General features: G+C 33.4%; 10 protein-coding genes. 4 read left to right on the top strand and 6 right to left on the bottom strand.

Translation table 11 applies throughout. The features are described from left to right. Positions 1-8: 8 nt before the first annotated feature. Positions 9-2,057: a 7TM diverse intracellular signaling domain-containing protein gene (locus MY04_RS23145; protein ID WP_066214802.1), complete on the bottom strand. Its 2,049-nt coding sequence runs from the start codon at positions 2,055-2,057 to the stop codon at positions 9-11. 245 nt (positions 2,058-2,302) lie between these two features. Between MY04_RS23145 and MY04_RS23150 the strand changes: the two genes are divergently transcribed. After that, entirely contained in the window at positions 2,303-3,466 is a 1,164-nt protein-coding gene (locus MY04_RS23150; protein WP_066214804.1) for a tetratricopeptide repeat protein, read from the top strand. Positions 3,467-3,489: 23 nt separating this feature from the next. On the opposite strand, the gene tnpC is transcribed toward MY04_RS23150, so the two are convergent. The 3 genes from tnpC to tnpA all read right to left on the bottom strand — a co-directional run bounded on the left by tnpC (position 3,490) and on the right by tnpA (position 5,569). Beyond that, positions 3,490-4,731, bottom strand: a complete 1,242-nt coding sequence (gene tnpC / locus MY04_RS23155) for an IS66 family transposase (protein ID WP_158297964.1) — start codon at positions 4,729-4,731, stop codon at positions 3,490-3,492. Between the two features lie 209 nt (positions 4,732-4,940). Next, positions 4,941-5,282, bottom strand: a complete 342-nt coding sequence (gene tnpB / locus MY04_RS23160) for an IS66 family insertion sequence element accessory protein TnpB (protein ID WP_066207003.1) — start codon at positions 5,280-5,282, stop codon at positions 4,941-4,943. Continuing rightward, a complete protein-coding gene (gene tnpA, locus MY04_RS23165; RefSeq protein ID WP_066207001.1) occupies positions 5,282-5,569 on the bottom strand; it encodes an IS66 family insertion sequence element accessory protein TnpA in 288 nt (95 codons plus the stop codon). The genes tnpB and tnpA overlap by 1 nt, the downstream gene beginning before the upstream one ends. Positions 5,570-5,611: 42 nt before the next feature. Between tnpA and MY04_RS23170 the strand changes: the two genes are divergently transcribed. Beyond that, positions 5,612-5,761, top strand: coding sequence for a hypothetical protein (locus MY04_RS23170; RefSeq protein WP_158297871.1), 150 nt, complete (start codon positions 5,612-5,614; stop codon positions 5,759-5,761). 404 nt (positions 5,762-6,165) lie between these two features. Continuing rightward, positions 6,166-7,170, top strand: coding sequence for a helix-turn-helix domain-containing protein (locus MY04_RS23175; protein WP_066214813.1), 1,005 nt, complete (start codon positions 6,166-6,168; stop codon positions 7,168-7,170). A 22-nt stretch (positions 7,171-7,192) separates the two neighbouring features. Here MY04_RS23175 and MY04_RS23180 read toward each other — a convergent pair whose 3' ends face one another. Further along, positions 7,193-9,538: an arylsulfatase gene (locus tag MY04_RS23180; protein ID WP_066214816.1), complete on the bottom strand. Its 2,346-nt coding sequence runs from the start codon at positions 9,536-9,538 to the stop codon at positions 7,193-7,195. Between the two features lie 255 nt (positions 9,539-9,793). On the opposite strand from MY04_RS23180, the gene MY04_RS23185 reads away from it, so the two are divergent. After that, positions 9,794-10,789, top strand: a complete 996-nt coding sequence (locus MY04_RS23185) for a helix-turn-helix domain-containing protein (RefSeq protein ID WP_066214818.1) — start codon at positions 9,794-9,796, stop codon at positions 10,787-10,789. A 24-nt stretch (positions 10,790-10,813) separates the two neighbouring features. Here MY04_RS23185 and MY04_RS23190 read toward each other — a convergent pair whose 3' ends face one another. Further along, positions 10,814-13,162 carry an arylsulfatase gene (locus MY04_RS23190; RefSeq protein ID WP_066214823.1) on the bottom strand — a complete coding sequence of 783 codons (2,349 nt, stop codon included), beginning with the start codon at positions 13,160-13,162 and terminating at the stop codon, positions 10,814-10,816. Between the last annotated feature and the right edge of the window lie 564 nt (positions 13,163-13,726).

Consider the following 13,726-nt stretch of genomic DNA (forward strand, 5'->3'; position numbering starts at 1 on the left):
TTTTTAGTTTAAATATATTGGAATCCGGCAAACAAAATATCGTCTGTTTGTTCTTTGTCGCCCTTCCAAATATTAATTTCAGATTTAATTACTTTGCATTGCACTTCTAAAGAAGCGTCTGATAGATTACAGATAAGATTTCGTAATTTCTTTTTCGTATATTTTTTATTGTACTTCCCTCCAAACTGATCTATAATACCATCAGTAAAACAGAATAAACGGTCGTTTTCTTCTAGTTTGATTGAAGTTTCATTAAAGAAATCTTTTTTGACATGACTAAAGCCAATTGGATGTCGATCACCTTTAATTTCAATTACATTTTTATCTCGGAGTATCCATAAAGAAATAAATGCACCAGAGAAATGTAATTCGTTTGTGCTATGATCTATACAACAAAAACCAATGTCTAAACCATCATTTCGAGAATCAAAGGTTTTCCCTCCATGATTTAAAGACTGATCTATTTTGAGAGACAACTCATTTAATACTTTATGAGGTTGATATTGATTATTCTTTAATACTATATGATCTAGAATAGTAGAGCTTAACATGGACATTAATGCACCTGGAACTCCATGTCCTGTACAGTCACAAATGGCAAAATAAGTGTAACGCTCATTGGATTTTGCCCAATAGAAATCGCCTGATACTATATCTTTCGGCTGATAATAAATGTAGATATCTTTAAATAGTTGTTGTAATTCCACAGGTTTTGGCAAAACGGCTTCTTGTAGTTGTTTAGCATACTCAATAGAATTAGTGATTTGTTGATTAGCAACAAATAATGCTTCTTTTTCCACTTCAAGATCGTGGGTTCTTACCTCTACTAAACGCTCTAAATCAGAATTGATTTTTTGTTGCAATTCTTCATTCTCTTGCAACTGTTTAATGATCAATGTTTGTTGTGCTTCATTCTGGTTTTTAATCAATTTAAATCGGTGGGCAATAGCTATACTAAAGATCAACAATTCAAATGAATTACCTATTTGAATACTAAATTTGTAGAATAAATTATTTTCAATGGTTGCATTTAGAGTTGTAATTAAATGTATAATTAAACCAGTTAGAAAACATCCGAAACCTAGCAAAAATATCCAACTTGAAGGTTGTTTTTTATATATAGAATATAAACCACAAATTAGAATAAGAATGAAGGTATATATTCCTAATAGATGAGAAATAACATTACTAAATACAGGGGATACTACATTCACAAGGATTGGAACAAACAGGAAAATAATTAATACATTAATTAGCTTATTTAATAGTTTTGATGTGTATTGAATGTTTAAAAAATTTTTTGAAAATAAGACTATACTCCATCCAAAACAACTAGAAGCAATGACTTCTAAAGTTACTTTAAAATGAGGAAATTGGATACCGGCAAAAATGATATCATAAAAACCAAAATTGCCCATTAGAGCAATTAGATTGCTTAACAAATAAAATAAATACCATTTGTAGAACCTTTCTGTAATTATGAAAGAAAGAGAAAGGTTAAACAAAAGCATTATGAGGATTAGACCAAAAAAGAAGGCAACAAGAACATTAGTTGCTTGTCTCCTTTTTTCAATATTTTTTTTTGTAGAGATTTTTACGTGAAAATTTTCTGGAAATATTAGACTGTTATCAGTTATGTATGATTTTACAATAATCTTTATCTTAGTTTTTGGAGGAATTTTTAGAGGTAAATATTGTTGTTGATAAAATGGGAAGGATTTTTTTTCGTAGTCAATTAAAGTTCCAGTTAGTAATATATTTTTTTGATCGATTATTTTTCCTTCAACATATTGCCAGTTGTCAAAATTAATCAAGAGTTCTTCCTCATTGAAACTATTTTCTATGAGAAATTGCATATAATAAACAGCCCCTACTCTTGGCGTAATTACAAAAGAAGGATCAAAAGGCTTTAAATGATCAGAAACTTCATCTATTGCAACATCTAATTCACTTACAAAAATTTTAGAAGGTTGGATTTCCTTGTATTCCAGTTGATGTTGAGCAAAGACTTTAGAAGTTAGTAAAATAAAGAATAGTACTTTAAATAATCGGAGCATAGTGGTCTTTGAGAAAAAATACTATACAATTAAAATGGCTATAAATGAAATTCCAAAATCTAGCTACTTTTTATTTGTAATATCATCAAAAAATCACTCTTTTTAGGTATAGGGATTCTTACTGTAATTGTTAACGGATTTTTATTTAAAGGATGATGTAACTATTTAGTTATGAGTGTTATAAAATGTAAAAACATTGATTTGGATCACATTAATCGCTTATTTAAGGGAAACTAATTATTCTCATGCTTACAAATTCTATACTCTTTCAACAATCAAAGACATTTATCGATCTATCTGGAATTCATGCAGATGCAGAGCTACATATTTGGGCTTTATATTTTGACTTTCAAAATTTAGTGAATAATAATGATGACCTTCCTGATATACATGTTTTTCTTACTTCAAGTTTTCGAAATGACTTTTTAGTCAGCATAGAACGGAATGAATATGTGGTAAATGATCCTCGATTACTAAATGCTGAATTAAAAACTAAACAATGGGAGTATTTAATTGACAAATTAGATTCTTATTCTCAATTAAAAACAGAGGAAAAAACTAGATTATTTAAAGTATTAAGAAGGTTATGTTTTTATTCCCTTATTCTTGAGCTTTCGAACTCAGATAAAAGTTGTACTGATGATCACTTTAATTATGAGATACTTTTAGCGAAGTATATGCTGAATATGGAAGAAGAACATTCATTTAGCATAGAAGAATTAATAGAATATGCCTTAACCATTAAAGATCCATCAGAAATTAAAGTAAAACTATGGTATTTGGTCTGTCAGTATTATGTGAAAATTGATCATCAATTAGAAAAATTACAACATTATATCAAGCTGTATGAGGTTTCTGTTGTTGAACTAGAAGGCACACTAAGTAAAAATAAATCCTTGGAGTTGAATAGTCGTTTTCATAGAATGAATGCTTTTGTTCCTCAATTGAATGAAGACATGGAAGGAATGTCCGTTCAAATGACTATATGTGAGGACTTGGCCTTAAAAATACAATGTAGAAGTTCTACAGAAGAAGTCCTCAAAAGATCTATTTTATTTCCAATTTATGAAAGCAGAGTTAAAGAATATTTAATTCGAAATGACTTAGACAGAAGTATTGTTTATGCAGAAAAACTAATTGATCTCCAACCCAATTCTGGTGTGGGGCACATGTTATTAGGGCAAGTGTATGCTGAAAAAGAGCAATATATATTATCTAAAAATGCTTATTTAAAATCTGCTCGATTATCACCTTTAACTGCTGAAATAGCCTATTTTATGGCAGGGCAATGTGCCCAACAGCTCAATGAATACGAAGAAGCGATTACCTATTATACAACTTCTTTAACCTTTGATCAAGAAGGATATGCGAACTATGAATGTTTAATTGAATTATCGAAAGAAATGTAAGCAGTCGCCCATCCCGCTAAATACTACTTCACCGGCAGTAATTCCTCAATTTTATTGATCGGCTGATCATCTATTTTTTCTAGCGTTGATTTTAGCCATTCAAAAGGTTCAATGTCGTTCATTTTGGCTGTTGCAAAAAAGGCATAGAACATGGCAGCTTGTTTTGCTCCTTCTTCATTTCCTGCAAACATGTAATTTTTTCGACCAATAGCAAGTGGACGAATTTTATTTTCTATGGGGTTGTTATCAATCAAAAGTTTACCGTTAGTTAAGTACATTCGGAGTCCTTTTTCTCTATTGAGAAGATAATGTATTGCTTTTCCTAACTGAGATTTAGGTAAGACGGTTAGCTTTTTTGCCCACTCAAAAAGTGTATTGATTACTGGAAGAGCATACTTTTGCCTTTGCTGATAGATGATTTTTGGATTAGATTCTTCTTTCAGTGATTTTTCCAGTTCGTAGAGCTGGCCAATAAGGTTCACCGCCTCCAATGCCCTTTTATCTCCACCTTTATGTGCTTCAAAAAAGTATCGACGTGCGTGGGCCCAACAATTGAGCTGTGTAATTGTTGTTGTCTGATCAAAATAATCGTAAGCTTTATAGCCATCGGTTTGAGCATAACCTGAAAAATTATGCAGATGTTCTTTTAAATATTTCCGATCTCGACCGCTTGCATAATGAATCGATAATAATTTGGCTTTAGGATCAAGGTAATACCACATATATCCTTGGTGTGGTTTTCCTTTTTTACCTGTTCCCATCACCTTTATGGTCGATTCATCGATTTGAAGGTAGTTACTTTGCTGTATTTTTTGAGTGAGTGTGTCGTATAAAATACTCAGTTTATCCGCCGTTCTTTTTTGTAAGTCTATGAGCGTTGTATTTTTTAGATAAACACCTTGTCTTTCAAATTGCTTGATAAAACGATGGATGGGGATATGATCGATAAATTTACTCACGACCATCTGTGCGGCTAAACTTGCCGATGTACTTGACTTAGGAAATGGTAGATCTGATGGTAAATTTGCTTGACTAAACTCGCTGTTCTCTTGATGTGTATCACGAACGTAACGAGGGCGAATAATTCTACGAACGAATAAGCGGGCAGGCTCGCATTCGAGTACTTCCGTGACATCTTCACCCACTTTATGCCATCCATCCAAATCATGATCAGGTTCAATCACTTCTTCTACACGTTCCAGATGCTCTGGTAAAGCTGTTCGTACAGGCTTTTTCTTTTTGCGTTTGTGAGCAGGAACGGTAATCTCCTGAGAAGGCTCCGTTTTCTGCTCTTTGTCTTGAGCGAAATAGAGAGCTGATTATCGGGTATATCCGCTTGTTTTCGTTTCTCTGATTTAGAACCGTAAAGCATACTTTGAAGCATTGACAACTGTGTCTTCAGTTGTGCATTTTCTTGTTCTAAATTCGCTATTTTATCATCCTTACTCACCTTACAAAAGTAGCGATTTTAATACTAAAAACGTACTTTTTGACCTCTTTTTTCTAAAGAAATACCTTCAATTATCATCATAATTTCTGTCGAAGATAAAGAGATGTTTTTCTGTTTGTCGAACCCTTTCGGAAGCTCAAACCGACCTTTTTCCAAACGTTTATAATACAATGAAAAACCGCCTTTTTCAAACCGAAGCAGTTTCAATTTATCTTTACTTCGATTAATAAAAACGAAAATATCTCCATTAGTCACATCCAGTTCCATTAAAGAAATAACGATATTACTCAACCCATTAAATCCTTTTCGCATATCTGTAAATTTACTGTACAGGTAAATACGATCTGTATTACGAAGAGATAACATTAGAAAAAATGAATTGCTTCTTTTAATAGTTCTCGATCTGAAAGATGGAGTTTTACTCCATTGGGATATTCGAGAGTAACGGTCTTAACGGTCTGTTCAACCTTCTTCGGTACTTTGACAGGGATGAAACTCCCCTTAGCTGGATTTGTATTTTCTTTACGTTGTTTTACTACCCAATAATGAAAAGTGGATAGCTTAATTGAATGAAGTTGACAATAAGCTTTTTGTTGTAAACCACTAATTTTCCATGATGCTATATGAGCATACATTTCTGCTTTTTTTGACATAATATCTACGTTTTAATGATGACGTAAAATTAAGTCAGGAATTTGAGGCATAATAGATGGGGATGGGCGACTGCTTACAAAGAAATAGAGGATTCAGCCTTAGAACATTGGGCAGAAGAAGCTTTGAAAGCTTTAGAAATAGAAAACGATGAAGATACATTACCTTATCAAGAAGTTATGTTCAAAGAATAAAAAAGAAGGAAAATCCTTCTCCTCTTAGGAGTTTATTTTAAACCTAAAGTTTGACTAAGATGAAAAAGTTCAAATCAAAAACTAAATCTAAAAACAAAAAAATTGTTTGGTAAAATTTAGAGTGCTAATGAAAATTTTCAAATCAAAAAACAACAAACCAAAGAAGTTTCTTTGGTAAATTTCACAACTCAATTTATCCACTCATTAAATTTAAATCACTATGAAAAAATTTAAAACCACTACAAAGAAGACTACAAAAAAGTTATGGTAACTTCCACTTTTTTGTAATTGAAAAGGCTATTTCAAAATTTATTGAGATAGCCTTTATTTTTCTGAATTATAATAACAATTTTGAAACCTAAGTCAGTATTGCATAACTTCACAGAAGTAATGTAATCGTATAAATGAAATCAAAAGTAACATCAAATAACATCTTAAGTGGGGACGAAATAAACCCTTTTAGCTATTTTGAAGTGCTAAAAGAAAATTTTGGTGGGCTCTTAAAAGATGATGAATATATTTTAGATCATCCAGAAGTAGGTTTGGTGAAAAGCATCTTTTATCAATACCTTCCGGATATGTATTGTGGGGTAACAACATTGCATTTAAAAAAACGATTTACTTTTCAGAATACAACTCAGAGTAAGAATAAATTTATTAGCTTAAGAATTGGGAAAAGTGGTGATTTTACTTCTGAAAATAAAGAGAAAGCCACTTTTAAAAATGCTATGTATCTCTACAACAGTCAACAGAATTTCTCTATTGATTACCCAGAAAATCAAAATATCCGATGGTACTTTGTTCGCTTCCCTGTAGAGGTCTATTATCTTTTTGCAGATGAACACGATAGTAAACTGAAGGAATTGATCAACCAAGATAATGCATGGTTTTACTATGCACCTCTTTCGCCTGCTTTGGATGAAATTTTACAAGCCTTGGACCAATGCATGGAAGATGAACACTCTAGAAGAGGAATGTTATTGTCGAAAGTGATTGAGATTTTTGTGATTCTTAAAAATATAACCATAGCCAATAATTTTAAGAATATTGTTTATGGAGTTCAAGCAGAGGACTTGAATGTAATGCTAAGAATTAAAGATGATATTTTGAATGATTTTAGGAGAATACCTGATGTTCAAAAAATTGCTAGAGCATATGGAATGAGTGAGTCTAAATTGCAACGAACGTTTAAAAAGGTCTTTAAAATGCCTATTCTTAAATATTATAATGATCAAAGGCAAATTGAGGCTAAGCAGCTTGTGATGTATTCGGAAAAGGATTTAGGACAGATTAGTTTTGATTTAGGGTTTACTGATCTATCACATTTTAGTAAACGATATACAAAATATCATGGAGAACAACCTTCTGTAACAAGGAAAAAGTCAGCAGAAAATCCACTGACTTTTTGATAACTTATAAATGATCTCTTTATTACTTACTCATTACCTTATTCTTATATTCGTCAATTAATTCTAAAGTAACAGACTTTAGTATTCCCGTATATTTTGATGTTTTCACAGAGTAATTATCCGTTATTGAAGTACCAGAATCTTTACCAACATCTAATGTTTCATCTAAAGAATATAAGTTAGGAACTGTTTTTTCTACTGTACCCATACCAATTTTCTTTCCGTCAGCATAAAGTGTTACTGTAGAACCAGTGTATGGTTTTTTCTCGTCCATAATCACTTTCGCTGTAATATTTTTAGTTCCTGCTGGCACTTTTACAGAAGATTTGATGGATGTTTTATCAACCGCATTACAGTACTCATAGTACGCATAACCTGATTTATCCACTCTTAGTACAAAACCTGCAAATCGACCTCCTTGAGTGATAAGCACCCCTTGATCACCTTTTTTGTAACCATCTAAGTTTGCTTCTAATGTGTGAGATACAAACTTTGTAAAAGGAGTAGCACCTTCTGGAAGTCTTAAGCCATTTGGATATTTAAATGTAGTCTGACCTGCAGTTAAAGATGCACGGAAAGTACTTCTAAAACGTTCAGTCCTACGATCATCAATTGGTAATGCATTGGCTTTAGCTGCTTCTGCAAAGAAAAGATACTTCATGTATTCTAATTTCTCTGGCATTTCTTCAGCCATGTTACGTGATTGTGAGAAATCAGATCGTAGATCATACAGTTCCCAATCCATTTCAGTGATTGTTCTATTGTCTGGAGCAATTTGCCAAGGGATCGTCTTTATGGCACCTGCCCACCAACCATCGTGATAGATACCAAGGTTGCCAAAAATCTCAAAGTATTGAGTAGTGTGTTGTTCTGAAGCTTCAGCATCATCAAAAGAGTACACTAAAGATTCACCATCCAATGGAACTTGTGGGTGACCATCAATGGCTTCGGGCATATCTAAACCTGCCACTTCTAAAATAGTTGGAGCAATATCAGTAACATGAGAGAACTGAGATCTCACTTCACCTCTGGCTTCAATTCCTTTTGGATATGAGATCGCCATAGCATTACGAACACCACCTAAATGAGAAGCAATTTGCTTTGTCCATTGATAAGGAGAATTCACAGCCCATGCCCAAGCTGCAGGCATATGGTTGAAGTAGTCTTCCGTACCTAAACGGTTATTTTTAACAGCGGCAACTTTGTCTTCCCACTTTTCAGGAATACCATTAAAGAATGCCATTTCATTTAATAAACCTTCTTGACCGCCTTCAGCAGAGGCACCATTATCACCAGCGATGTAGATAAAAATAGTATTGTCCATTTTACCCATTTCTTCTATCGCATCATAAATTCTTTTGATTTGAACGTCAGTATGTTCAGTAAAGCCAGCAAATATTTCCATCATACGAGCATAGACCATTCTTTGCTCATCTGTTAAGCTATCCCAAGCTGGTAAAGATTCAGGGCGTGGAGTCAATTTAGTATCTGCAGGAATAATCCCTTTCGCTTTCATATTATTGAAAGCTTTTTCTCTATACACATCCCAACCTTCATCAAACTGACCTTTGTATTTTTCAATATATTCAGCAGGAGCTTGGTGAGGAGCATGTACTGCACCTGGTGAGAAGTAGACAAAGAAGGGTTTATCTGGAGCAACAGCATTCACTGATTGAATGTAGTTGATTGCCTTATCCGCCATGTCTGTAGTTAGGTGATATTCCGAACCATCAGCGTTTGTTTCAGGAGCAGAAATACGCTTTCTATCTTCTACCAAAGCAGGGTGGAATTGATCCGTATCACCCCCTAAGAAACCATAGAAATAGTCAAAACCTAAATCGTTTGGCCAACGATCGAATGGACCTGTAAATGATGCTTCCCAGTCAGGGACATTATGGTTCTTACCATACCAAGAAGTAGAATACCCTTTTTGTTGTAATACTTTAGCAACAGAACCCACTTCTTGAGGAAGTGCCATAGTGTAACCATCGTTACCAGTACCTAATTCCATAATAGCACCTGTTTCTGCTTTATGGTGATTTCTACCAGTTAATAAAGCTGCTCTTGTTGGTGAACATAATGCAGTAGTATGGAATCTAGAATACGTTAGACCTTTATCAGCAATCTCATCGAAAGCTGGAGTTTCTATCTGACCACCCATATGACCCATTTGAGCATATCCAACGTCGTCTAACAAGATCAAGACAATGTTTGGAGCATCTTCTAGGTTATTTTCTCTAAAATTAAGTTGTTTTGGCGCCGAATCTTTCGATTCGTGAACAGTTAGTCCTTTTACTTCTTGTGCTTGTGCCATAAAAGGCATTGCAGCAGATAGTAAAGCAATACTTATCTTTTTTCGTAAATTCATTTTGTAAACTGTTTTTGTTTGTAATACCTTACAAAGGTGGATAGTTTACCATATGATTTGTTTGAATGAAAAAGGATAACATTTGTATAAAACGGGCAAAATATAGGGGTTAACACATTTTATCCGTCTTTATTGTGTTGTTATGTACAAATTGTATTCGTGCTATTTCATATAAAATCAGAATAATTTCACATTAATCAATACAATCATTTGATGATAATAACATTCAGTAAAGGATTTTTATCCTAATAAATAATGGAAGAGAAAATAATAATAATTGATACGGATGAAGTCAATCCTAAATCCTATTATGCAACTTTAGAAGAGAATTTTGGGGCAGTAATAGATGGCAATAATATCTATTTGGATGATAATAAATATGGTATGTTAAAATCCTTTTATTGTGAATATTTTCCAGGCCTAATTTGTGGTACAACAACATTGAAAGTTAATGTACCTGTTCGTATAGTTAATCGAACGAATAAAAAAGATAAGTATGTTAGTATTAGAATAGGAAAATCTGGAGACTTTACATCAGAATCAAAAAAAAGCTCCAAGAACATTACTGCTTTATATGTTTATAATAGTAATCAGGAATTTTATATTGATTATCCTGTAAATCAAATAATAAGATGGTATTATATTCGAATACCAGTACATCTTATTTACAATTTTATTGATGCAACCAACGAAGACTTATTACAATTAGTAAATAAAGAAGAAGCATGGTTTTATTTCTCTGAAATCACCTCAGAATTTGATAAAATAATTGCAGAATTGGATGATCAAATTCAAGATCCTGTAGTTAAAAGAGGAATACTGTTTTCTAAAATGATAGAAGTATTGACAATTCTTCAGAAGCAATCTTCTAATAATGGCCTTGATAATGTTGTCTATGGAGTACATAATGACGATTTAAACTTAATGTTTAAGATCAAAGACGAAATATTAGATGATTACAAATTGATTCCAGACTTACAACAGCTTACCCAAAAATATGGAATGAGTGAGTCTAAATTGCAGAGAACTTTCAAGAAGGTATTTAAGAAACCTATCTTGAAATTTTTTAATCATCAAAGACTCGAAGAAACAAGGAAATTGGTTGTTTCCACTCAAATTGACTTGTTAGAAATAGCACTAGATTTTGGATATTCTGATTTGACACATTTCAGTAAACGCTATTATCAATATTTTGGTGAAAGACCTTCTGTAACACGAAAAAAGTCAGGAGAAAACCTCCTGACTTCGTAGTTAATTTATCTGATAGAAACACAATTATTTTGCGTTTGCCTCATTTCCATACTCACTGATAAAAGATACTTTTACCATTTTAAGAAGACCAGAATATTTCGATCCTTTTACAGAGTATTTGTTTGTTACCGGAGTACCTGAATCTTGTCCAATATCCATTGTTTCATCCAATGAGAATAAGTTAGGGATGGTTTTTTCAACACGTCCTTCACCAATTTTCTTGCCATCAGCATAAATTTTAATGGTTGATGCTGTATATGGCTTCTTATCGTCCATAACTACTTTAGTAGTTATATTTTTAGTTCCAGCAGGAATCTTAGCAGTTGTTTTAATGCTATAAACATCAGAAGTATTGCTGTATTCGTAATAAACATAACCTGCTTTATCTACTCTTACAACGAAACCACCAAAACGACCTCCTTGAGTGATTAGCACCCCTTGATCACCTTTTTTGTAACTATCAAGTTGTGCATCCATAGTATGAGAGATAAACTTAAGGAAAGGAGTAGCACCTTCTGGCAATCTTAATCCGTTAGGATAGTTAAATACCTTTTGTCCTGCAGTTAATGAAGGGCGGAATGAACTCCTAAAACGTTCTGTTCTTCTGTCATCAATTGGAAGTGCATTCGCTTTTGAAGCCTCAGCAAAGAATAAATATTTCATGTATTCTAATTTCTCAGGCATCTCCTCAGCAAGATCTCTAGATTGAGAGAAGTCTTCGCTTAAGTGATACAACTCCCATTTCATGTCTGTAATTTCAACATGTTTAGTAGATCCTGATATCCAAGGAATGTTTCTCATTGCACCAGCCCACCATCCATCGTGGTAGATACCCATATTACCACCAATCTCGAAATATTGAGTGGTATGTGTTTCTGGAGCTTCTTCATTATCGAATGAATACACCATAGAAGTACCATCAATTGGAGTTTGTGTGTATCCATCAATTTCTTTAGGCATTTCCAAACCAGCCACTTCTAAGATAGTAGGAGCGATATCAGTAATATGAGTAAACTGACTTCTTACTTCACCTCTTGATTCAATACCATTAGGATAAGAGATTGTCATGGCATTTCTTACACCACCTAAGTGAGAAGCAATTTGTTTTGCCCATTGATATGGAGAGTTGACAGCCCAAGCCCAAGCTGCAGGCATATGGTTAAAGTAATCTTCTGTACCTAAACGGTTCGATTTTACAGCAGCCACTTTATCTTCCCATTTTTCTGGCATTCCATTAAAGAAAGTCATTTCATTCAGCATACCTTCTTGACCGCCTTCTGCTGAACCACCGTTATCACCAGCCATGTAAATAAAGATGGTATTGTCTAATTTACCCATCTCGTCAATGGCATCGTATAATCTTTTGACCTGAACGTCTGTATGTTCTGTAAAACCAGCAAAAACTTCCATCATACGAGCATACACCATTTTTTGCTCTTCATTTAAACTATCCCAAGCAGGTAATGATTCAGGACGAGAAGTTAATTCAGAATCAGCAGGAATCAAACCTTTTGATTTCATGTTATTGAAGGCTTGCTCTCTATATACATCCCATCCAGCATCGAATTTCCCTTTATATTTTTCTACGTATTCAGCTGGGGCTTGGTGAGGTGCATGAGTAGCACCTGGAGCAAAGTATACAAAGAACGGCTTGTCTGGAGCTACTGCATTTACTGACTGAACATAATTAATGGCATGATCTGCCATATCTGTAGTTAAATGATAGGGTGATCCATCAGCATTTGTTTCAGGAGCAACTATTCTTTTTCTATCTTCGACTAAAGCAGGGTGGAATTGATCTGTATCGCCACCTACAAATCCATAGAAATAATCAAAACCTAAATCGTTAGGCCAACGATCAAATGGTCCAGTAAATGAAGCTTCCCAGTTAGGTACGTTATGATTCTTGCCATACCAAGAGGTAGAATATCCTTTTTGTTGTAGCACTTTTACAAAAGAACCTACTTCACCTGGAATTTCTGTGGTATAACCTGAGTTACCAGTACCCGCTTCCATAATAATACCTGTTTCAGCTGTGTGATGATTTCTACCAGTTAGCAATGCAGCTCTAGTAGGGGAACACAAAGCAGTCGTATGGAATCTAGAATAAGTTAAACCTTTATCTGCAATCTCGTCGAAAGCAGGTGTTTCGATCTTACCACCCATATGCCCCATTTGCGCATATCCAACGTCATCTAATAATACTAGAACGATATTGGGAGCCTCGTCTAATTTATTTGCTCTGAAGTTAAGTTGTTTGGTAGGTGAGTCTTCCGACTCATGAACAGTAAGTCCTTTTACAGTTTGTGCTTGTACTGCTACAGGCATAAGAGCTGATAGCAATGCAATACTAATTTTCTTTCGTAAGTTCATTTGATAACAATTTCGTAAATAATACTCTACAAATGTCTTATCAAAAGCTTGTTTTTTGTTAGCACAAAAAAGGAAATTAAATGGTACAAAACAGTCAATATATCAATCTTAATGAACTAATTTAAGAATAATATATATTGTATTGTACCATGAAAAAGTATCTGATTTACCTTGCTTATTTTTTATATAGTCTTATTTCCACTTATAAATAGGGACCGGTAAAACAAGTATAAAATAAAATGATCATGCAATCCTTTGCATTGTTGAATGAGTATCACATGAGTAGCTTTGAGTACACTTTTAGATCAAAGGTGTAAAATAGTATTCTTGATAAATAGAAATTAGATTATTGAACTTCTTCATCTTATTAAGGTGAAGAAGTTTTTAATATTTGTAAAATCACTACAAAATTTAGTAAACTAATTTAAATATCGGTAAACTAATTTCAAACCGTTAAAAAACAATTTATATTGCTACTACAAAAGCAAGATCAATAATGAAATGAATTGTAATTGCTTTCAATAACTATTCTCTCTGTATTAAATGAGCACTTTTTCATTTGAT

This window comes from Flammeovirga sp. MY04 (genome assembly GCF_001682195.2).
Classification (GTDB): Bacteria; Bacteroidota; Bacteroidia; order Cytophagales; family Flammeovirgaceae; genus Flammeovirga; species Flammeovirga yaeyamensis.

Coding starts and splice junctions, on each gene's coding strand:
- MY04_RS23145 (WP_066214802.1), bottom strand. CDS start 2,057: ATGCTCCGATTATTTAAAGTACTATTCTTTATTTTACTAACTTCTAAA.
- MY04_RS23150 (WP_066214804.1), top strand. CDS start 2,303: ATGCTTACAAATTCTATACTCTTTCAACAATCAAAGACATTTATCGAT.
- tnpB (WP_066207003.1), bottom strand. CDS start 5,282: ATGTTATCTCTTCGTAATACAGATCGTATTTACCTGTACAGTAAATTT.
- tnpA (WP_066207001.1), bottom strand. CDS start 5,569: ATGTCAAAAAAAGCAGAAATGTATGCTCATATAGCATCATGGAAAATT.
- MY04_RS23175 (WP_066214813.1), top strand. CDS start 6,166: ATGAAATCAAAAGTAACATCAAATAACATCTTAAGTGGGGACGAAATA.
- MY04_RS23180 (WP_066214816.1), bottom strand. CDS start 9,538: ATGAATTTACGAAAAAAGATAAGTATTGCTTTACTATCTGCTGCAATG.
- MY04_RS23185 (WP_066214818.1), top strand. CDS start 9,794: ATGGAAGAGAAAATAATAATAATTGATACGGATGAAGTCAATCCTAAA.
- MY04_RS23190 (WP_066214823.1), bottom strand. CDS start 13,162: ATGAACTTACGAAAGAAAATTAGTATTGCATTGCTATCAGCTCTTATG.